Below are 20,552 nucleotides of genomic sequence, written 5' to 3' on the forward strand. Positions count from 1 at the left end.
CGGGGCGAGCTGGTCTTTCCCCGGGATACCGGCATGCCGCTTGACTCCACACGTTGGACACGCGTGTAATTACAGACGTGTTGTTACGCCTTCCAAAGGGTGGGTATGAGGAGGGCGATCATGGGGGGCTCCATCGCGGGCGGGCGGCAGGGAGGTGTGCATGACCGAACCGGTCATCGCACAGGCGCTCAGCGCTGAAGATCTGGGCTGGCAGGAGCGTGCCTTGTGCGCGCAGACCGACCCGGAGGCGTTCTTCCCCGAAAAGGGTGGCTCCACACGAGAGGCCAAGAAGGTCTGTCGATCTTGCGAAGTGCGTGCCGAGTGTCTGGAATACGCGCTTGAGCACGACGAGCGGTTTGGCATCTGGGGTGGGCTGTCCGAGCGGGAGCGTCGAAGGCTCAAGCGCCAGGCAGGTTAGTAAGCAAGATCATTTAAGAAGATTGATCAAGGAAAATAAGAAATCTCGGACAACCGGGATATGACAGATAAGCGGGCATGTTTCTCGCAAACGGCCACACAGTTGTGATCTTCACGGCTGTGTGGCCGTCTCTTTTCCGGGCATCCGTGATCGCTCGCGCCTGGGCTGTATGGTGAGTGCGGCATTCTGCGGAGACTGCGCTACCCCCCGAAAGCAGCCCATGTCGTCCACTGTCTTCTCGTCGTCCTCCCCTGCTCGGTCGATCTTCGGGATCACGCCCGGTTCTGCTCCCCGCCTCCTGGTCACAGCCATCGTCGTCGCCCACGACGGCGCGCGCTGGCTCGGCGACACGCTGCGGGCGCTGTCCGCGCAGTCCAGGGCGGTCGACCGCGTCATCGGGATCGACAACGGCAGCCGCGACGGCAGCGGCACCCTGCTCGCCGAGGCGTTCGGCCCGGCCAGTGTGCTGACCTATCCGCGCTCCACCGGCTTCGGATCCGCCGTGGCGCAGGCGTTGCGCAAGTTGCCCGCGGCGACGGCCGGCCAGGAGTGGATCTGGCTGCTGCACGACGACTGCGCCCCCGACCAGCACGCCCTGCGCGAATTGCTGCGCGCGGCGAGCGACGAACCCGGCGCCGCCGTGCTCGGCCCGAAGCTCCGCGACCACCTCGACCGGGGGCTTCTGCTGGAGGCCGGCGTCACGGTCAACCGCACCGGGCGGCGGGACACCGGGCTCGAACCTCGCGAATACGATCAGGGGCAGCACGACGGACTGCGGGACGTGCTCTCGGTGTCCACCGCCGGCATGCTGGTGCGCAGGGATGTTTGGGATGAGATCGGTGGTTTTGATCCGGGGCTGCCGCTTTTCCGGGACGACCTCGACTTCTGCTGGCGGGTCCGCAACGCGGGCCACCGGGTCATCACCGTCACCGACGCCGTGGCCTGGCACGCCGAGGCGTCCGCGCGCCGCCGCCGACCGCCGGCGGCCAGCGACCACCACCCCCGGCGGCTCGACCGGCGCAACGCGATGTTCGTGGTCGTGGTCAACCTGCCCTTCCTCGCGATGTTGCGGGCCCTGGTCCGCAACTCCCTCGGCTCGGTCGTGCGCACCGCGGTGTTCCTGCTGGCCAAGCAGCCCGCGAGTGCCCTCGACGAGATAAGCGCACTCGGCTCGGTGCTGCTGCACCCCATGCGCATCCGGCGCGGCAGGCGGCGAAGACGCGCCGGCCGCAAGGAGCACTACCCCGAGGTCAAACACCTGCTCACCCCGCCCGGAGCGGGATGGCGGCGCTTCGCCGACATGGTCCAAGCCTTCGTTTCCGGCGAGGGACCGGTCGACTCCCCCGGCCGGCACCACGCCGGCGCCGTCCGCGCGGTCACGGGGGAGGAGCCCGGCGAGGAGCTGCTCGCCGACTCCGGTGTGTTCCGGCGGACCTTCGCCAGTGCGGGTGTGCTGCTGACCTTTCTGCTCGTCGCCGTGACGCTGATCGCCGCCCGCCACCTCCTGGGCGGCGGGGCACTCGGCGGCGGGGCACTCGTGCCGGTGGTCGGGAGCGCCGCCGACCTGTGGCGTGTCTACATCGAGGACCACCACGACATCGGTCTCGGCACCGACGCGTGGGCTCCGCCGTACATCGCGGTGGTGGCAGGGGTGGCGGCGTTGTTCTTCGGCGAGGTGCAGACGGCGGTCGCGGTTCTCCTGGTGGGATGTGTCCCGCTCGCCGGTGTCTCCGCCTATCTCGCGACACGTGCGCTGGTGCCCTCGCGTTATGCGAGGTTCTGGCTCGCCGCGACCTACGCGCTGCTGCCGGTCGGCACCGGCGCGGTCGCGGCCGGGCGACTTGGCACGGCTGTGGTGCTGATCCTGCTGCCGGTTTACGTCGGGCTCGGTCCCGCGTTGCTCGCGAGGGACCGCCGCAGGTCGCGGCGTGCGGCGTGGGGGTTCGGCCTCGCTCTGGCGGTGGGCACCGCGTTCGTGCCGTTGGTCTACGCGCTGGTCGCGGTGTTGTGTGTGCTCGCCGCGGTGGCGTTCGGCGGGGTGCGTCCGGCGGTGGGGGAGGCGGTGAGCATTGTGCTGATCGTGCCCGCCGTGCTCCTGCTCCCGTGGCTGATCGACCTTGTCGAGCAGCCGGGGAGATTCCTCCTCGAAGTCGGCCTGCACCGGGCGGATCTCGTCGCGCCCCGGCTGCCCGCCGAGTCGCTGGTCGGGCTCAGTCCCGGCGGGCCCGGCCTGCCGCCGTGGTGGGTCACCGCCGGGCTCATCGCATCCGCGTTGGCGGCGCTGCTCATGCGGCGGCAACGGATGATCGTCGCGATCGGGTGGGGCGTGACGCTTTTCGGATTGCTTGTCGCGATCCTGGTGAGCCGGGTCAACGTCGTCGGACTGAACGGGGGCGTCCCCGCCCCCGCTTGGCCCGGCGTGCCCCTCGCCCTCGCCGCCATGGGCATGCTCATGCTGGCTGCGCTCACCTCCCACCGCATCACCGAACTCCGCAGAGCCGGAAAACTCCGGAAGATCGCCGCGTTCCTCACGGTCGTGGTGGCATATTCCACACCTCTGCTCGCCGCGGGATATTGGATGGTCAAGGGGGTGACCGGCCCCTTGCGCAGTGACATGCCCGCCCCCCTCCCGCCGGTCGTCACCTCGGAGGCCGCGCCCGGCGACCGGGTCCTGATGATCCGCCCCGCGCAGGGGAGCGCCGCCCTGACCTACACCGTGCTCCCTGGACGCGCCCCGCTGCTCGGCGAGCTCGACGTGCCCGTGCCCGGACGCGGTGAACACGACCGGTTCCTCTGGGCGGCGAGCGGGTTGCTGGCCGGGAGGGGCGATCACGACATGGCCACGCTGGCGGCCTTCGGCGTACGTTTCGTGGTGCTCGCGGCGCCGATCGACCCCGCGACGGTCCGCGTCCTCGACGCCCAGCCCACCCTGGTCAGGAAGACCCTGGGGGCGGACGCCGCCGTCTGGCGGTCCCTGCTGCAGCCGCACCCGCCGCCCGCCCGGCCCGACGACGGCGGCGGGCCGCACCGCTGGTGGCTCTGGGGGCAGGGCGCGCTCCTGGTCGTCGCCCTGGTGCTCGCCGCGCCCGGTGCTCGCGGCGAGCGCGAAAGCCTCGTGCCGGGCAGCGAGGCCCCTCACGCGGCGGCGGCCGATGCCGGCCCGCCGCCGCTCCGGGCCGCGGGCAGGAGACGCCGGGCCGGGCGCGCGAAGGCGATCCGCCGGTGAAGAGTCTCGTCGAAAACCGCTTCGGCCTCCTCGCACTCGTGCTGGTCGCCCTGCTCGCGATGTACGGCGTCGCCTACGTGACCCGCCCCGCGCACACGGCGGGAGGCGTCGCGGCCCTGCCGCCCTCCACACAGGTGCCGGTCGACACGGTCACCACGGTCTGCCCGGCGCCCTCGGGCGAGACGGTCAGCGTGGTCGTGCCCGTGGCGGTCGGCGAGGCCGTGGTGGGCTCGCCCACCACGATCCCGGCCCAAGGGGTGAGCGGCGTGACCGTCGCCGAGTTCCGCAAGGAAGGCGACCCCCTCGCGATCCTCGACCGGCACGGCCAGGTGTGGCACGAGGCCGTCGAGACGGACGCCCCCCTCAAGATCTTCGGCACCGGGGAGATGGCCGGACTCGAATCCGCGTACACCTCGATCGAGACGAAGGGCAAACGCCGCGGCCTGTCCGCCACACGCTGCGCCGACCCCGTGCCCACCACGTGGATGATCGGCCCCGGCCCCGCGGCCGCCGCCGTCACGCTGCACCTGAGCAACCCCGGCACCACGCCGGTCACCGCCGAGATCCTGGTCTATTCGGGGGAGGGGCCGGTCTACGGCGAGACCGACAATGTCGTCACGCTCCAGCCCGGCGAGAACCACAGGATCGACGTGGCCGAGTTCGCCCCCTCCGCGCTCGTCCTCGCCCTGGAGGTGCGGGCGAGCGGCGGGCGGGTGGCCGCGATGGCGGAGGCCGTGCTGCACAAGAACCGCGGGGTGGACTGGATGCCCCACGCCGCCGCGCCCGCGACCCGCGTGGTCGTGCCCGGTGTCCCCGGCGGGGGAGGCGGGAGGGAACTTCTCGTGGCCGCGCCCGGGCAGAGCGCCACGCAGGTCGAGGTGAAGACCCTCACCGAGGACGGACTCCAGGCCGTCAGCGGCCGTGAGGTGCTGGATGTGCCCGCAGGGTCGGTGGCGACGATGGAGCTGTCCGGCGGTCTCGGCACCAAACCGGGCGCCGTGGTGATCACCTCGCGGGTCCCGGTCGTGGCGGGCGTCGTGGCAGCCGGCACGGGGTCGAAGAAGGACACGGCCTTGACGGCGGGAGCCCTCCCCATCGATCTCGGAAGCGTCGTCGCCGACAACCGGACCGAGGGGAAGCAGAGTTCTCACCTCGTGCTCTCGGCGCCGCAGACGGAGGGGCGGGTGTTGCTCCAGATGGCGCCGAGGGAAGGGGCTCCCTCCGATCCGGTCGAGGTCCGGATTCCGGCGGCACGCACCGTGAACATCGAACTCCCGCACGAAAAGGGCGCCTCCAGCCCGTTCGCCGTGGTCGTCACACCCCTGTCCGGCTCAGGACCGGTCTACGGCGGCCGGATCCTGGAGGACCGGGGCGCAGCCGGCCTCATGTTGTCAGTGCAGCCACTCGCGGCCGCCCGGTCCTGGACCCTGGTGCCTTCACTCACCGAGTCCACGGCCACGGTCATGCCGTGAGGTGCGTCTCCCGCCCGGATATGCCCGGGGGGCGGGGAAAACTAACCTGCGGCCCGCGCCGCGGGCGTCAGTGGCGCTCGTCGTAGCCCGGGTCGACCGTCTCGGGAGACAGCCCGAGCAGGCCCGCGACCTGCTCGACGACCGTGTCGTGCACCAGCGCGCCGAGCGTCTCGCGGTCGCGGGCCCTGGCCTCCAGCGGGCGGCGGTAGACGACGATCACGGCGGGGGTCTTGCCGCGCGCCTCCTGGGCGCGGCCGAACGGGATCGGGTCGGACCCCGCGCGGGGTCCGTCGCCGAGCTCGCTCAGCGGGGGGACCTCCTCGACGGAGAACTCCACCGCCGAGAGTTCGTTGCCCCAGCGGGACCTGAGCCGGTCGACCGCGTCGAGCACGAGATCGTCGAAACGCTCGCCCCGCGAGCGGGCGATCGGCACGTGGGAGGGGGCGATCGGCCCGCGCAGGCCACGGCCATGCCGGTCCCGACGACGGGGGCCATGAGGGCGGGAGGATCCGCCGGGTACCGAACTCACAGCGCAAGTCTAGAAGCGGGGGCGGGGGCGGGGAGTTCGCACCTGGTGCGAGCCTTGTCCACGGCAGCGCACTATCCGGTTTGATAGCGGTTAATGGGCCTTTTTAACCTCATCCTGTGACTTGCTGGCAATCCTGCCGCCGGGCGGGCCCGCCGGCCGTACTCCGTGGCCCGGATGCCCTTGTGAGGCGGAAAATGCTTGGCGGGGCCTGTGTGACAGGTGAGAACCTGTGGGGATTCGGAGTGCCGGCGAACTAGCGGCAGCATGTCCGAATTGCGATGACACGCTCTTTAAGAGCGCTCAGGTAGTGGCGCCTTGGACGCTTAACGGATACGGTCCCTCCGTGAGCCCCGTCCGACGCTGTTCCCGCACCGCATGCTCTTCGCCTGCCGTCTTCACGCTCACGTACGTTTACGCCGACTCGACCGCAGTCCTTGGCCCATTGGCGACGTACGCCGAGCCGCACTGCTACGACCTGTGTGCCGAACATGCCGAAAGACTCACCGCGCCCCGGGGATGGGAGGTCGTCCGGCTTCCCACCGAGGGTGGCCAGCCCAGCACCGACGACCTTGAGGCCTTGGCCAACGCCGTGCGTGAGGCGGCGCGGCCCGCTCCCGGCTCCGGCACCGAGCCGGTCGGGCAGGGAGTCGAGGTCGGCCGGCGCGGCCACCTGCGCGTGCTCCGATCGGCCCAGACACAACCCGAGCGCTGACAACCGTGACCGTCCGTGCCCGCCGCGAGCGCTTCGGCGACTCGCCGTGACGTCATGACCACCTGCCGCCCCCCGGCGGCCGACCACCGACCGGCCCGACCATGACCACCCGCGGCCAGCGGGCGCCCCGGCCCACCGGGCGTCCGCCGTAGGCGTGCGCCCCGACCGGGAACGTGCCAATCCCCGCCGAGGGGCACCTGCCCACCACCCCGTACGGCAGGAGCCCGCTTACCGCGCCCCTCCAAGGAGCGCCTGCCCGCCGCACTCCCCGGGGCGGGCATCTGCTTAAGCAGCCCTTCCGGCGGGCATGTCGCTTACCAACCCCCCCTTCGGGGCGCGCGGGAGGGCGCGCTGCTTACCGCCCCCTTCGGGAGGCGGCAGGGACCCCGCACGCAGTAGGCTCAGGTGACCGATGGAAAACGACCTGAGGGCGGAGCTGGAGTGGGCGATCTCGCCAAGATCTTCAAGGCATACGACATTCGCGGCGTCGTGCCCGACGAGCTTAACGAGAGTCTCGCCGAGGCGATCGGGACCGCGTTCGTCGAGGTCACGGGGGCCGCGTCAGTGGTCGTCGCCTACGACATGCGCGCCTCGTCGCCCGGGCTCGCCGCCGCCTTCGCCCGCGGCGCCGGCGCCGCCGGTGCGCATGTGATCGACGCGGGCCTCGGGTCGACCGACCTGCTCTACTATGCGAGCGGCTCGCTAGGGCTGCCCGGCGCGATGTTCACCGCCAGCCACAACCCCGCGCAATACAACGGGATGAAGCTCTGCCGGGCAAATGCCGTCCCCATCGGCATCGACAGCGGTCTCGCCGAGATCCGCGACAGGGCGGCCGAGCTGCTCGCGTCCGGGGCCAAGCCGCCGGCCGTGGGGCAGGCCGAGGTGGAGCGGCGCGACCTGCTGCAAGGTTATGCCGACCACCTGCGCACGCTGGTCGACCTGTCCGGCATGAGGCCGCTCAAGGTGGTCGTCGACGCGGGCAACGGCATGGGCGGCCACACGGTCCCGGTCGTGTTCGACGGGCTCCCCGTCGAGCTGACCCCGCTCTTCTTCGAGCTCGACGGCACCTTCCCCAACCACGAGGCCAACCCCATCGAGCCGGAGAACCTCCGCGACCTGCAGAAGGCGGTCGTGGCGGCGGGGGCCGACCTCGGGCTGGCCTTCGACGGCGACGCCGACCGGTGCTGGGTGATCGACGAGCGCGGTGAGTCGGTCTCGCCGTCCACGATCACCGCCCTGGTCGCCACGCGCGAGCTGGCCAAGCACCCCGGTGCGACGATCATCCACAACCTGATCACCTCCGCGGCGGTGCCCGAGATCGTCTCCGAGCAGGGCGGCGAGCCGGTGCGCACCCGCGTCGGCCACTCGTTCATCAAGGCGGAGATGGCCCGCACGGGCGCCGTCTTCGGCGGTGAGCACTCCGCGCACTACTACTTCAGGGACTTCTGGTTCGCCGACTCGGGCATGCTGGCCGCTCTGCACGTGCTGGCCGCGCTTGGCGAGCAGGAGCGGCCGCTGTCGGAGCTGCTGGCCGACTTCACCCGCTACAGTGCCTCCGGTGAGATCAACAGCCGGGTCGACGACCAGGCCGCGGCGCTGACCAGGGTGCGTGACGCCTTTTCGGGGCGCGACGGCGTGACCTTCGACGAGCTCGACGGTCTGACCGTGCGCGGGTCCGGCTGGTGGTTCAACCTGCGCCCCTCCAACACCGAGCCGCTCTTGCGGCTCAACGCCGAGGCGGCCGACGAGCAGATGACGGCCGGGATCCGCGACGAGGTCCTGGCCGTGGTGAGGAGCTGAGCATGAAGATCGACAATTGGCTGCTGGAGATCCTGGCCTGCCCGGCCTGCAAGGCTCCGCTGCGCGCCGAGACCGAGGCGGACGAGCTTGTCTGCACCTCCGATTCATGCGGCCTGATCTATCCGGTGCGGGATGACATTCCCGTGCTGCTGGTGGACGAGGCGCGCAAGAGCGCCTGATCCGTGTCCGCCTTCACTTTCGACGCCGACCTGCTCGACAACCAGGAGCACCTGGTCTCAGGTGACCCGTCGGGCATGTTGCGCGCGGTCGCCTCGTCGGCCGCGCAGGTGCGCGTGTCCTACCGCGCCTCGGTCGACGCGGGGCTGTCCCGTCTGGCCGGCGAGGGCCGGCCGAGGGCCGTCGTCGTGGCGGGCATGGGCGGGTCGGGCATCGCGGGCGACGTGATGGCGGCGGTCTGCGGCCCGGGCGCCGCGCTCCCGATCGTCACCGTGCGCTCGCACCGCCTGCCCGGCTGGGTGGGCGCCGCCGACCTGGTGATCGCCGTGTCCTGCTCGGGCCGCACGGAGGAGACTCTGTCGGCCGCCACCGAGGCGGTGCGCCGCGGCTCCCGGCTGCTCGCGGTCGGCGGGGCCAAGTCGCCCCTCGCCGAGGTGGCGCGGCAGGCGCGGGGCCTGTTCGTGCCGGTCGCCACGACGGGGCAACCGCGGGCCAACCTGTGGGCCTTGTCGGTGCCGCTGGTCGTGGCCGCCGCCGCCCTCGGGCTGGCCGAGGCGGAGGAGAAGAACTTCGAGGACACCGCGAGGAGCCTGGAGGACATCGCGCACCGGTGCCGGCCGGGAAGCGAGTCGTTCATCAACCCCGGCAAGACCCTGGCCGCCGAGTTGGCGGGCAGTGTGCCGACGATCTGGGGTTCATCGCCTCTGGCGGCGGTCGCGGCCTACCGCCTGGCCTGCCAGCTCAACGAGAACGCCAAATATCCAGCCATCTGGGGCGAGATCCCGGAGGCGGGGCACAACCAGGTGATGGCCCTTGAGGGCCCGCTCGCCGGGCGCGACATCTTCGCCGACGAGGAGACCGCCGCCCTGCGGGTGCTCGTCTTCCGCGACACCGATGAGCACCCGAGGGTCGCCAAGCAGCGCGAGGCGGCCCTGCGGCTCGCCCACGACCGGGGCGTGCGCACCAGCGAGATGGTGGCCCAGGGGGTGCACCCGCTGGAGCGGCTCGCCTCGCTGATCGAGGTCAGCGACTACGCGAGTGTCTACCTCGCCCTCGGATATGGCATCGATCCCACTCCGGTCGCCTCCATCTCCGAGATCAAGGCGCGAATATCTCACTGATCCCGCGTGACAGGAGGCCGCTCCCCTAAAATCCGTCGAGGGAGCGGCTCGCGGGTGCCGCACCCGCCAACAGGCCATCTCGGCCCACGAGTGGAGACGTGCGATGAGCGCAGGCGGCGGCACCAAGGCGATCGTCGCGGCCCTGGCCGCCAACCTCTCCATCGCCGCGGCCAAGTTCGTCGCCTTTGTCTTCACACAGTCCTCGTCCATGCTGGCCGAGTCCGTGCACTCGGTGGCCGACTCGGGCAACCAGGCGCTGCTGCTCCTCGGGGCCAAACGCGCCAAAAGGGAGCGCACCCCCGAGCACCCCTTCGGCTACGGCCGCGAGCGTTACTTCTACGCGTTCGTCGTCGCCGTGGTGCTCTTCACCATCGGCGCGCTCTTCTCGCTCTACGAGGGTGTGCACAAATATCAGCACCCCGAGCCGATCAGCTCGCCCATTTGGGCCTTCGGGGTGCTCATCTTCGCGATCATCGCGGAGATCTTCTCCTTCCGCACCGCGATCAAGGAGTCCAACCTGGTCAGGGGCGACCAGTCCTGGTGGTCCTTCATCCGCAGGTCCAAGTCGCCCGAGCTGCCCGTCGTCCTGCTTGAGGACCTCGGCGCCCTGCTCGGCCTCGTCTTCGCCCTTTTCGGCGTCAGCATGGCGGTCGTCACCGGCGACGGCAGGTGGGACGCCGTCGGCACGCTGATGATCGGCGTGCTCCTGGCCGCCATCGCGGTCGTCCTGGCCCTTGAGACCAAGTCGCTGCTCATCGGCGAGAGCGCCGGCCCCGACGTCGAGCGCCGCATCGTCGGCGCGCTCACCGGCGGCCCCGAGGTGCCCCGCGTCATCCACCTGCGCACCCTGCACCTCGGGCCCGAGGAGCTCCTGGTCGCGGCCAAGATCGAGGTGGCCCACGACGATTCGGCGGCCGAGATCGCCCGCGGCATCGACGCCGCCGAGCGGCGCGTGCGGGCGGCCGTGCCCATCGCCCGCGTGATCTACCTCGAGCCCGACCTTTACCGGGAGGCCGCGCCGGTCGACGCGACCCCCGACGGCACCCCGGCCTGACCTCCGGGGGGATAAGGCGCGGCGGGCCCTTGACGTTGCCCGCCGGAGGCACAGGCACCGCGATTGGCTCATGCCGTACCCCGCCGGCATTGGTCAGCGGCGTTCGCCCCGGAGCAGGCGCAGGGCCTTTTCCTTCTCGAAGTCCAGGGCCCGGCGAGGGGCCTGGAGGCGGCCGATGCGCAGGCCGAGATCGCGCACGGCCTGGCCGACGGCCGGTTCGGCCAGGGCGCGCAGGGCGAAGGCCAGCTCGGCCGGGGAGGCGTCGAACCGGCGTTCCAGCTCCAGGCCGGCGGCGACGGCGGCGATCTCCTCGTCGCCGAACCGGCGGTGCGCCCCGCGCTCGCGCACCGGTGGCAGCAGACCCAACTCCTCGCGGTAGCGGAGCATCCTCGGGGACATGCCAAGTCGCTTCGCCGCTTCAGTGATGCGCATTCTCACATTCTTACGTGAGATTTGGCCTCGTCAATATGCGTGCACCGTGGACCCCCGCCTACACTCCATGGTGACCACTGAGCTTTTGGACCTCCTGGGCAGGTGTGCGCGTGAGCCGCGGCCGACGTGGCGAGGGGTTTCGCCCTGATCACGCACCTGGAGGGAAGCTCGTTTCCGCGATGTAGGGGACTCACATGGACTTCAAGGTCGCCGACCTTTCCCTTGCGGCCTTCGGGCGCAAAGAGATCCAGCTCGCCGAGCACGAGATGCCGGGCCTGATGGCGGTGCGCAAGGAATACGCGGCGGTCCAGCCCCTCAGGGGCGCGAAGATCATGGGCTCGCTGCACATGACCATCCAGACCGCGGTGCTCATCGAGACGCTGGTCGCGCTCGGTGCCGAGGTGCGCTGGGTGAGCTGCAACATCTTCTCCACCCAGGACCACGCCGCCGCCGCGGTCGTCGTCGGCCCGAACGGCACGGTCGACAACCCGCAGGGTGTGCCGGTCTTCGCCTGGAAGGGCGAGACGCTGGAGGAATACTGGTGGTGCACCGAGCAGGCGCTCATCTGGCCCGGCGACGAGGGTCCCAACATGATCCTCGACGACGGCGGCGACGCCACGCTGCTCGTGCACAAGGGCGCCGAATACGAGAAGGCGGGGGCGGTTCCAAGCGCGGGCGAGGGCGACCCCGAGGAGTGGCACGTCATCATCGACCTGCTCAGCCGCACGGTCGGCCCAGAGAAGCGCTGGTCCAAGATCGCTGAGCGCATCAAGGGCGTCACCGAGGAGACCACGACCGGTGTGCACCGTCTCTACGAGATGCACAAGAACGGGCAGCTCCTGTTCCCGGCCATCAACGTCAACGACTCGGTCACCAAGTCGAAGTTCGACAACAAATACGGCTGCCGCCACTCCGTCATCGACGGTCTCAACCGCGCCACCGACGTGCTGATCGGCGGCAAGGTCGCCGTCGTCGCGGGCTACGGCGACGTGGGCAAGGGGTGCGCCGACGCGCTCCGCGGCCAGGGCGCCCGCGTCATCGTCACCGAGATCGACCCGATCTGCGCCCTGCAGGCGGCGATGGACGGCTTCCAGGTGACCACGCTCGACGAGGTCGTCGGCATCGCCGACATCTTCGTCAGCACGACCGGCAACTTCGACGTCATCACCGCCGACCACATGTCGAAGATGAAGCACCAGGCCATCGTGTCCAACATCGGGCACTTCGACAACGAGATCGACATGGCCGGCCTGGCCAAGGTCCCCGGGATCGTGAAGGAAGAGGTCAAGCCGCAGGTTCACACCTGGACCTTCCCCGACGGCCACTCGATCATCGTGCTGGCCGAGGGCCGCCTGATGAACCTCGGCTGCGCCACCGGCCACCCGTCGTTCGTCATGTCCAACTCGTTCACCAACCAGGTCATCGCCCAGATCGAGCTGTTCACCAAGACCGATGAATACGCGATCGGCGTGCACGTGCTGCCGAAGCACCTGGACGAGAAGGTCGCGCGGCTCCACCTCGACGCGCTGGGCATCAAGCTGACCACGCTGACCAAGGCTCAGGCCGAATACATCGGTGTGGACGTCGAGGGTCCCTACAAGCCGGATCACTACCGCTACTGAGCCGGTCCGGCTCACCGATCCGCCCGGCGGGTCGTGGGGTGAGACTGGTTCACTGATCCGACAAGCTTCATAAAGCGGGGGCCTGCCATGGCCCCCGCTTTCAGCACAAGAGGAGCGATGTGGACATCACGGCGGCGGGGGAGCGTCGAATAGGGTGGGCCGCCAGATCGATGCCGGTCCTGACCGCGCTCGGTGAACGTTTCGGTGTGGAACGCCCGCTCGAAGGGCTGCGGATCGCCGCCTGCCTGCACGTCACCGCGGAGACCGCCGTGCTCATGGGCACACTCCGGGCGGGCGGCGCCCAGATCTCCCTCGCGGCCTCCAACCCGCTGTCCACGCAGGACGACGTCGCCGCCGCCCTCCGCGAATACGGCGTCGACGTGCACGCCCGCGCCGGGGTCGACAGGGCTACCTACTACCGCCACATCGACGAGGCACTCGACATCGGCCCTGACCTGGTGCTCGACGACGGATGCGATCTCGTCAACACGCTGCACACCACCCGCCTCGACCTACTCGACCAGGTCACCGGCGGGTGTGAGGAGACCACGACCGGCATCATCCGGCTCAGGCAGATGGCGGCCGAGGGGGCGCTCCGCTTCCCGGTGGTGGCCGTCAACGACACGCGCACCAAGCGGATGTTCGACAATCGGTACGGCACAGGCCAGTCAACCCTGGACGGCATCATGCGGGCCACCAACGCCCTGCTGGCGGGCCGCACCATCGTCGTCGCGGGATATGGCTATTGCGGGCGGGGCGTCGCTCAACGCGCCAAAGGGCTCGGGGCCAGAGTGATCGTCACCGAAATCGATCCGGTGAAGGCGCTCGACGCCGCCCTCGAAGGCTACGACGTGCGGCCGATGGCGGACGCCGCGGTCGTCGGCGACGTCTTCATCACGGTCACGGGCAACCGCGACGTCATCCGGGCCGAACACCTTGCCGCCATGAAGGACGGCGCGATCCTCGCCAACGCCGGCCACTTCGACGTCGAGATCGATGTGCGGGCCCTCAGTGAGATGGCGGAAGCCGTAAACCTCGGCATTCGCCCCAACACCGATGAATACGTGCTCCCCGGTGGCAGGCGTCTCCTTCTGCTCGCCGAGGGCCGTCTCGTCAACCTCACAGCCGCGGAGGGGCATCCGGCGGCCGTGATGGACATGTCGTTCTCCGCTCAGGCCCTCGCCGTGGCCTGGCTCGCCCGCGAGCGGGGCGATCTGGCGCCCGGTGTGCACGACGTGCCGGAGGAGATCGACGCCGAGGTCGCCATGCTCAAGCTCGCCGCGGCGGGCATCGGGATCGACGACCTGACCCGGGAGCAGGAGGAATACCTGCATTCATGGCGCGTGGGCTCCTGACCGTGGCTTCGCCGTACTCCGGCGGCCGGACGATGCCGCTGCAGGGACCTGATCGTTCATGCTGGGACTATGAGGGGTGTCGGCGAGGCGGCTGAACGAGGGCGGGGTGGACACGGATGCGGCTGTGGTTCAGGCGGTTGAGGGATGGCGAGGCGCGGGGACGGCGGCTCCCCGTCGACCACTACGTCTCCGAGTTGGAACGTGTGTTGCGCGGTCCCTCACGCATGAGGGCCGACCTGGTGCGCGAGGTTCGTGACGGCCTGACGGACATGGCCGACGCGCTGGAGGACGACGGCCTGGTGCGGCCTGAGGCGGAGAGGGCGGCGGTGCTTGAGTTTGGCACGGTCGCCGAGGTGGCGCCCGGCCTTCAGCGTGAGTTGAGCTTCGCTCAGGGCAGGCGCACCGGGTGGCTGTTGTTCGTCGTCGTGGCGCTCCAGATGGCTGCCGCGGAGATCGCGTGGCGCAACGACCCACTGGCTGTGGGACCGTCGGTCAGGCTTTCCGAGGGCTACCTGTGTCTCGCCGACCTGATGGACAAGTCGCAATATGTGATCCTCGCCTTGGGCCTCGCCGCGGTGGCCGCCTTCGGTCCTGCGGGGCGCTGGTTGCCCGCGGGAACGGGCATGGTGCGTGCCGGCGGGCTCTTCGCCATCGTCGCGGTCGTGTTCAAGAGCATCATCGCCATCCACCTGGTCGCTCTCGTGCCGGGGATGATGGCCCAGCCGCTCACCCTGGGGGGCGCCGCCTACCAGGCGGCGGTCTTCTTCCTGCCCGTGTGTTTCGTGATGGCCTCCGGGTGGCGTTGTCTCCGCGTCGGCGGGGCACGGCTGCGGACGGCTTGAGCGATCGGCCCGCGCGGCTTGTACGGCGGAGCCGGCCTGCCGACGGTGTGCCAGATTGGCGTCGGCCGGGTTTCCATCACAAATCGGATGAGGCATTGCCTCCCCGGATGATTTGAGTAATGGTCCCTGGCGTGTAATTCCCGACACGAAAGTCACGCCAGTTATTTCATGCCTTTTCTTTGGCTCTCCGCCGTACTTGGATAAACCGCCAATTGCTCGGTGAGCCACGGGGCGCCGGGGTTTTCCGCAGGTGGCATGTAGACTGGCGACATGAAGCCGGACGAGCTGCGTGGACACCTGGATGCTCTGATCCTGGCCGTTCTTGAGAAAGAGGCGCTCCACGGTTACGCGATCATGGAGGAGCTGGGCAAGCTGAGCTCCGGCGCCATCGACCTCCCCACCGGCACGCTCTACCCCGGCCTGCGCCGCCTCGAGCGGATCGGCTATTTGCGCAGCTCATGGAGCACCGTCGGCGGCCGTCAGCGCCGCACTTACGAGTTGACCAGCGCCGGGCGGCGCGCGCTCGCCGACGAGCGGAGCGCGTGGCAGCGGTTCACCTCGGTCATCGGCGCGGTGCTCGACCCCTCGGCGACCCACACCTGATCCCACACCTGAGGCGGGCCCGGGCCCGCGGCCGGTGAGCGCAAATCCCGGCTGCGGACGGCATATCGTGCCCCGTGCGCAAACGGTTAAGACTCCGCCTGCATGCCGCGCATACGCCTGATCTCCGCAGATTGAATGGCGATCACGTCGTTCGCCATTTCCTCGACCAGCACGTGTGATCCTTGGGCGAGTGCGATTTCCGCCATGGCGATCGCCCCCTGGTGGTGGCTGATCATCAACTCCAGGAACAGCCGGTCGAACTCCTTGCCCTGCGCGGCTTTCAGCGCGTCCATTTGCTCCGCGGTGACCATGCCCGGCATGTCCTTCTGCAGGGCGTGATCGTGGCCGGGGGCCTTCTGCCCCTGGGACTGGAGCCAGGCCGCCATGCCCTTGATCTCGGGTCCTTGGGCGTCTTTGATGCGTGAGGCGAGCCCCTTGAGTTTCTCCGATACCGCCCGGGACGGCGCGAGCACGCTCATGTCGAGGGCCTGCCGGTGGTGCATGATCATGTCTTGGGCGTAGCGGATGTCGGCCGCGTTGGCGACGGGGGAGGGCACCGCCGTCCGCAGCGCGTCGGGTGACAGGGTCGCCGCGGGCTCGCCGGGTCTTCCGGGGGCGATGACCGGCACGGTGGGCAGGTCGGACGCCGCGGCCCGAGGCTCGCCCGCGGGCTTCTCCGAGGTGCATCCGGCTGCTAAAAGGCCCGCTCCGAGGATGGTCGCCGACAGGATGAGGGACCTGCTGCGCGCTTTCGGCAACCCGGCCTCCTTGCTTGAGGGTCCTTGCGGGCCGCCACCTTAGCCCGGTATCCGAACGTCGTAAAGACGTCAAATCCGCATGAACTCCTGACAAGATGACATCTAGCTGGTTTAGCGGGAACGGTTAAGAATCTCACCATTTACCCCCCAAATAGGAGGTCCTCCGTGACGTCCGTACGAGGGCGCAGCCGGACCGGCCGCGCGCTTGTGGTCATCGGCGCGGCTATAGCCATGATGGCCGCCACGTTGGCACCAATGCTCCCAGCTCAGGCTGCCTCCGCCGACATCCCGGCAGTCGACGAGATCGTTAAGAGTCCCAACATCCAGCACGTGGCGAACCTGCCGAAGCAGGCGCCCTTCGACACCGTCAACGCCTACGGCACCGACCTGGCCTTCCAGGACGACTACGCCTACGTCGGCAACTACAGCGGTTTCACCATCTACGACATCGAGCAGCCGAAGCGTCCGCGCCTCGTCAGCCAGGTGCTCTGCCCCGGCTCGCAGAACGACGTCTCGGTCTACGGCAACCTGCTGTTCCTGTCGACCGACTCGTCCCGCAGCAACGACTCATGCAACAGCGTGGGACAGAGCGCCACGATCAAAGAGTCGTGGGAAGGCATCAAGATCTTCGACGTGAGCGACGTGCGCAATCCGCGCTACGTCAAGTCGATCGAGACCGACTGCGGCTCCCACACCCACACCCTGGTTCCCGGCAAGGACCGTAGGACGGTCTATCTTTACATCTCGTCCTACAGCCCGAACTCGGCGTTCCCCGACTGTCAGCCTCCGCACGACAAGATCTCCATCATCAAGGTCCCGGTGCGCGCCCCCGACCAGGCGGCCCTCATCGGCGCCCCGAACATCTTCCCCGACGGCGGCAACCCGGGTGAGCGCCTGCCCTATCCCGAGGGCACCTCGGCCACCACCGGCTGCCACGACATCACCGTCTTCCCCGAGAAGGATCTCGCGGCCGGCGCCTGCATGGGCGACGGCGTCCTCATCGACATCTCCGACCGTGAGAACCCCCGGGTGACCGCGACGGTGCGCGACGACCTCAACTTCGCGTTCTGGCACTCGGCCACCTTCAACAACGAGGGCACCAAGGTCGTCTTCACCGACGAGCTCGGCGGCGGCGGCACCGCGACCTGTGACGCCACCATCGGCGATAAGCGCGGCGCCAACGGCATCTACGACATCGTCGACGGCCAGCTGGTGTTCCGCAGCTACTTCAAACTCCCGCGCCACCAGGCCACCACTGAGAACTGCGTCGCCCACAACGGCTCGCTGATCCCGGTCAAGGGCAAGGACATCATGGTCCAGGCGTGGTATCAGGGCGGCATCTCGGTGTGGGACTTCACCGACTCCGCCAACCCGCACCAGTTCGCCTACTTCGAGCGCGGCCCGCTCAGCGACACCCAGCTCGTCCTCGGCGGTGTCTGGTCGTCGTATTGGTACAACGGCTACATCTACAACAGCGACATCCAAAAGGGACTCGACGTCCTCCGGCTTAACGACCCGCGCACCAACAAGGCACGTGGCGTCGAGGTGGACATCCTTAACGCCCAGACGCAATACACCTACCCGGAGCGTGGGCACGGCGACGATGACGACGACTGACCGGATCTAACCGATCCACCCGTGCGGCCACCCTCGCGGTGACCGTACACCCCGGCGGGGGCCGTTCACCGGCTCCCGCCCTTTTTTTCGCGCATGTGTTCGCGCATGCTCAGCTTGGGAGCACGAACCCACCCGGAGTGGGATCGGAGGCGGACCGCCCCTCAGGCGCCACGGCGCCGGGTACGGCACCGCCGGGCTGACCACTCGCCGCGGACGGGGGAGCCTGCCCATGCCCGCCGGGGTGCCCCCAGGCGCCGGGCTGGGCCTGGGGCTGCACGGCGCCAGGTTGAGCGTAAGGCTGTGCGGCGGCGCCGGGGTGGGGGTGAGACTGCGCGGTGCCCGGCACGGCACCGCCGGGGTAGGCGTAATGCTGCGCTGCGTCAGGTTGAGCGTAAGGCTGCACAGCGCCCGGTACGGCACCGCCGGTGTGGGTGGCCATCGCGGCGTGGCCCGCGTCCGGGTGTCCCCACGGACTCGGGTTCGGGTTCGGGCTCGGCGGAGCGGACTGCCACGGGGCCGCCTGCGGAGCGTGGGCCTGCTGCCCGGCGCCGGAGAGCCGGCCGGCCAGCCGGGCGTGGTCGCGGTTGCGGCGCTCGGCGAGGACGGCGGACAGGTAGACCCAGGCGGGCACACCCGGCGGCGGGGGCGGCGACACGACGGCGGCGACCTGGGCGGCGATGCGGTTGCCCATCTCGTGGCCGACGGCGGGGGCCAGGTGGTCGAGCCGGGCCAGATATTGCCGTGCCGTACCCGCCAGTTCGACCGACAGGCGCGACAACTCCAGGGTGGCCGCCCATGCGGCCAGGGAGGCGGGGATCTCCAGGGTGGGCTCCTGGGCCCGCGGGCCGCGCTCCGAGATGACGGCGGTGCCGGAGAAGATGTCCCCGAGCCGTTTCCCCTTGGCCGAGATCAGCGAGGTGATCAGCGCCGGGGCCCCGAGCAGCAGCCAGAACTCCACCACCCCGGCGAGCGCACGGAACAGCGCCTGCCTGAAGCGCTCCGGGCTGCCGTCCTCGGAGACGACCCGCAACCCGAGCGCCATCTTCCCGGGGGTGCGGCCGCGCGTGAGACTTTCGAAGGCCGTGGGATAACCCACGATGACGAGCACGATGAACAGGAGGAGCATCGCGGACGACATCGCACCGTCGGTGATCACCGAGGCGTTGGCCACCAGCAGGATGACCGTGACCATGAACGCGAGCTGGATCACGGCGTCGATGAAGATCGAGAGCGCGCGGGTGGGCAGTTGGGCGAGCCGTACCTCGACGACCACGGCCTCGCCGGTCACGACATCGGTCACGTCTCGCAGCCTATGGGAGTCGCCGACTCCGCGGCCAATCGAGGAGATCTCCCGGAGTCAGAGGCGCCGGTAAAGAGCATCTTGCAGGAAGGCCGGCCTGCCCACGCCCCGTTACCTCTCAGGCAGGGGCAGCAGTTCCCGCCCGGACGTCGAATGTCGGCAGTGGAATCCGAGGCAAGGTGCTGGGCAGGAGATCGCTCGGGAACGACTGGACCGGCGGGCTGGGGAGGAGACGCAAGTCGGAGGTGCGGAACGGAGACGGGCGCACGGAGTCCGAGGAGGTGTCCGGGGCGCCGGGGGAGAGCAGCGGGCGATGGTCGCGAGCATCTCGGGGGAGAGCTCCGCCAGGCTGCGGACCGTTTCCGATTTCGCATCGGGTAAAAGGGCGCGGAACCGCGATGCGTTTAGGAAGAACTTCAAAAATCACGAGGCGCGGGGCTCCGCCGCGGCCTCACCAGGGCCGAGGTGCCGCGAGGTGGGGAAGCCAATAGGCTCACGATGTGGATATCGACGCCTTCGTGACCGCGCACAGCCCCGCCTGGGACCGGCTGGAAGAGCTGATCAAGAACCGGCGCTCGCTGGACGGCGCACAGGTGGACGAACTCGTCGATCTCTACCAGAGGGTCGCGACCCACCTGTCCATCGCCAGGTCAGGCGACGCCGACCCCGTGCTCGTGGGGCGCCTCTCGGCTCTCGTGGCGCGGGCACGTTCGGCGGTGACGGGCGCGCACACGCCCGCCTGGCGGGAGTTCGTCAGGTTCTTCCAGGTCTCGCTGCCGGTGGTCGTCTACCGGGCCCGCTGGTGGTGGCTCGGCACCACGGCGGCCTTCGTGGTCGTCTCCGTGATCGTCGGCTGGTGGGTGGCGGTCAACCCCGAGGTGCAGGCGACGATCGCCTCCCCCGAGGAGATCAAGCAGATGGTGGAGCACGACTTCGCCGACTACTACTCGGAGAACCCCGCCGCGTCCTTCGCCGGACAGGTGTGGACGAACAACGCCTGGATCTCCCTCCAGGTGATCGCCTACTCCATCCTGCTCGGCATACCCATCCCCTGGGTGCTCTGGCAGAACGCCCTCAACGTCGGGGCCGCAGGCGGCCTCATGGGCTCGCGCGGCAAACTCGACGTCTTCTTCGGCCTGATCCTCCCGCACGGCCTGCTCGAACTCACCGCCATCTTCCTCGCCGCCGCCGTAGGCATGCGCCTCGGCTGGACCGCGATCGCCCCCGGCGCCCGCCGCCGCGGCGAGGTCCTCGCCGAACAGGGCCGCGCCGTGGTGAGCGTCGCCCTCGGCCTGGTGATCGTCCTGTTCATCTCCGGCCTCATCGAGGCCCTCGTCACCCCGTCCCCCCTCCCCACCTGGGCGCGCATCGCCATCGGGGTGCTCGCCGAGGCGCTGTTCCTGGCCTATGTCCTCGTCTTCGGCCGCCGCGCCGCGCGGGCCGGCGAGACGGGCGACATCGAACGCGCTCCGGACCTCGCCCCCACGACAGGCTGAGAGACGGCGAGGGCCGTA

18 protein-coding genes are annotated in these 20,552 nt (G+C 69.7%); 14 read left to right on the forward strand and 4 right to left on the reverse strand.

Going from position 1 to position 20,552, the window contains the following annotated elements; genetic code table 11:
• Positions 1-160 precede the first annotated feature (160 nt).
• The 3 genes from Ssi02_RS06180 to Ssi02_RS06190 all read left to right on the forward strand — a co-directional run bounded on the left by Ssi02_RS06180 (position 161) and on the right by Ssi02_RS06190 (position 5,116).
• Positions 161-418, forward strand: a complete 258-nt coding sequence (locus tag Ssi02_RS06180) for a WhiB family transcriptional regulator (protein WP_093169795.1) — start codon at positions 161-163, stop codon at positions 416-418.
• A gap of 220 nt (positions 419-638) precedes the next feature.
• Positions 639-3,644, forward strand: a complete 3,006-nt coding sequence (locus tag Ssi02_RS06185; RefSeq protein WP_239128639.1) for a glycosyltransferase family 2 protein — start codon at positions 639-641, stop codon at positions 3,642-3,644.
• Positions 3,641-5,116 carry a DUF5719 family protein gene (locus Ssi02_RS06190; protein WP_204021940.1) on the forward strand — a complete coding sequence of 492 codons (1,476 nt, stop codon included), beginning with the start codon at positions 3,641-3,643 and terminating at the stop codon, positions 5,114-5,116. The genes Ssi02_RS06185 and Ssi02_RS06190 overlap by 4 nt, the downstream gene beginning before the upstream one ends.
• A gap of 67 nt (positions 5,117-5,183) precedes the next feature.
• Here the strand turns inward: Ssi02_RS06190 and Ssi02_RS06195 are convergent, their stop codons facing one another.
• On the reverse strand, positions 5,184-5,549 hold the full coding sequence (locus Ssi02_RS06195) for a metallopeptidase family protein (RefSeq protein WP_307825585.1): 366 nt from the start codon (positions 5,547-5,549) through the stop codon (positions 5,184-5,186).
• Between the two features lie 439 nt (positions 5,550-5,988).
• Here Ssi02_RS06195 and Ssi02_RS06200 point away from each other — a divergent pair, with 439 nt between their 5' ends.
• The 5 genes from Ssi02_RS06200 to Ssi02_RS06220 all read left to right on the forward strand — a co-directional run bounded on the left by Ssi02_RS06200 (position 5,989) and on the right by Ssi02_RS06220 (position 10,509).
• Entirely contained in the window at positions 5,989-6,357 is a 369-nt protein-coding gene (locus Ssi02_RS06200; protein WP_204021944.1) for a DUF3499 domain-containing protein, read from the forward strand.
• A 441-nt stretch (positions 6,358-6,798) separates the two neighbouring features.
• On the forward strand, positions 6,799-8,157 hold the full coding sequence (locus Ssi02_RS06205; protein WP_204021946.1) for a phosphomannomutase/phosphoglucomutase: 1,359 nt from the start codon (positions 6,799-6,801) through the stop codon (positions 8,155-8,157).
• Complete coding sequence (locus Ssi02_RS06210) at positions 8,154-8,336, forward strand: Trm112 family protein (protein ID WP_204022050.1); 183 nt, start codon at positions 8,154-8,156, stop codon at positions 8,334-8,336. The genes Ssi02_RS06205 and Ssi02_RS06210 overlap by 4 nt, the downstream gene beginning before the upstream one ends.
• A 3-nt stretch (positions 8,337-8,339) precedes the next feature.
• Positions 8,340-9,455: an SIS domain-containing protein gene (locus Ssi02_RS06215; protein WP_239128640.1), complete on the forward strand. Its 1,116-nt coding sequence runs from the start codon at positions 8,340-8,342 to the stop codon at positions 9,453-9,455.
• A 103-nt stretch (positions 9,456-9,558) separates the two neighbouring features.
• Complete coding sequence (locus Ssi02_RS06220; RefSeq protein ID WP_204021948.1) at positions 9,559-10,509, forward strand: cation diffusion facilitator family transporter; 951 nt, start codon at positions 9,559-9,561, stop codon at positions 10,507-10,509.
• 93 nt (positions 10,510-10,602) lie between these two features.
• On the opposite strand, the gene Ssi02_RS06225 is transcribed toward Ssi02_RS06220, so the two are convergent.
• A complete protein-coding gene (locus Ssi02_RS06225) occupies positions 10,603-10,941 on the reverse strand; it encodes a MerR family DNA-binding transcriptional regulator (protein ID WP_204021950.1) in 339 nt (112 codons plus the stop codon).
• Positions 10,942-11,135: 194 nt separating this feature from the next.
• On the opposite strand from Ssi02_RS06225, the gene ahcY reads away from it, so the two are divergent.
• The 4 genes from ahcY (at position 11,136) to Ssi02_RS06245 (ending at position 15,363) form a co-directional block, all read left to right on the forward strand.
• Positions 11,136-12,563, forward strand: a complete 1,428-nt coding sequence (gene ahcY / locus Ssi02_RS06230; RefSeq protein WP_204021952.1) for an adenosylhomocysteinase — start codon at positions 11,136-11,138, stop codon at positions 12,561-12,563.
• 119 nt (positions 12,564-12,682) lie between these two features.
• Positions 12,683-13,918 carry an adenosylhomocysteinase gene (locus tag Ssi02_RS06235; RefSeq protein WP_204021954.1) on the forward strand — a complete coding sequence of 412 codons (1,236 nt, stop codon included), beginning with the start codon at positions 12,683-12,685 and terminating at the stop codon, positions 13,916-13,918.
• 116 nt (positions 13,919-14,034) lie between these two features.
• Positions 14,035-14,760, forward strand: a complete 726-nt coding sequence (locus Ssi02_RS06240; protein WP_204021956.1) for a permease prefix domain 1-containing protein — start codon at positions 14,035-14,037, stop codon at positions 14,758-14,760.
• Between the two features lie 270 nt (positions 14,761-15,030).
• Entirely contained in the window at positions 15,031-15,363 is a 333-nt protein-coding gene (locus tag Ssi02_RS06245; RefSeq protein ID WP_204021958.1) for a PadR family transcriptional regulator, read from the forward strand.
• Between the two features lie 86 nt (positions 15,364-15,449).
• Here Ssi02_RS06245 and Ssi02_RS06250 read toward each other — a convergent pair whose 3' ends face one another.
• On the reverse strand, positions 15,450-16,121 hold the full coding sequence (locus Ssi02_RS06250) for a DUF305 domain-containing protein (protein ID WP_239128641.1): 672 nt from the start codon (positions 16,119-16,121) through the stop codon (positions 15,450-15,452).
• 231 nt (positions 16,122-16,352) lie between these two features.
• On the opposite strand from Ssi02_RS06250, the gene Ssi02_RS06255 reads away from it, so the two are divergent.
• Entirely contained in the window at positions 16,353-17,738 is a 1,386-nt protein-coding gene (locus Ssi02_RS06255) for an LVIVD repeat-containing protein (protein ID WP_204022056.1), read from the forward strand.
• Between the two features lie 109 nt (positions 17,739-17,847).
• Here Ssi02_RS06255 and Ssi02_RS06260 read toward each other — a convergent pair whose 3' ends face one another.
• Complete coding sequence (locus tag Ssi02_RS06260) at positions 17,848-19,038, reverse strand: RDD family protein (RefSeq protein ID WP_204021960.1); 1,191 nt, start codon at positions 19,036-19,038, stop codon at positions 17,848-17,850.
• Between the two features lie 500 nt (positions 19,039-19,538).
• Here Ssi02_RS06260 and Ssi02_RS06265 point away from each other — a divergent pair, with 500 nt between their 5' ends.
• Complete coding sequence (locus tag Ssi02_RS06265) at positions 19,539-20,534, forward strand: stage II sporulation protein M (RefSeq protein ID WP_204021962.1); 996 nt, start codon at positions 19,539-19,541, stop codon at positions 20,532-20,534.
• Positions 20,535-20,552 lie beyond the last annotated feature (18 nt).

The organism is Sinosporangium siamense (assembly GCF_016863435.1).
Taxonomy (GTDB): Bacteria; Actinomycetota; Actinomycetes; order Streptosporangiales; family Streptosporangiaceae; genus Sinosporangium; species Sinosporangium siamense.

Bases quoted from the DNA above. Each gene is read 5' to 3' on its own strand.
- Ssi02_RS06180 (WP_093169795.1), top strand. From the start codon at position 161: ATGACCGAACCGGTCATCGCACAGGCGCTCAGCGCTGAAGATCTGGGC.
- Ssi02_RS06185 (WP_239128639.1), top strand. From the start codon at position 639: ATGTCGTCCACTGTCTTCTCGTCGTCCTCCCCTGCTCGGTCGATCTTC.
- Ssi02_RS06220 (WP_204021948.1), top strand. From the start codon at position 9,559: ATGAGCGCAGGCGGCGGCACCAAGGCGATCGTCGCGGCCCTGGCCGCC.
- Ssi02_RS06225 (WP_204021950.1), bottom strand. From the start codon at position 10,941: ATGCGCATCACTGAAGCGGCGAAGCGACTTGGCATGTCCCCGAGGATG.
- ahcY (WP_204021952.1), top strand. From the start codon at position 11,136: ATGGACTTCAAGGTCGCCGACCTTTCCCTTGCGGCCTTCGGGCGCAAA.
- Ssi02_RS06240 (WP_204021956.1), top strand. From the start codon at position 14,035: ATGCGGCTGTGGTTCAGGCGGTTGAGGGATGGCGAGGCGCGGGGACGG.
- Ssi02_RS06245 (WP_204021958.1), top strand. From the start codon at position 15,031: ATGAAGCCGGACGAGCTGCGTGGACACCTGGATGCTCTGATCCTGGCC.
- Ssi02_RS06255 (WP_204022056.1), top strand. From the start codon at position 16,353: ATGATGGCCGCCACGTTGGCACCAATGCTCCCAGCTCAGGCTGCCTCC.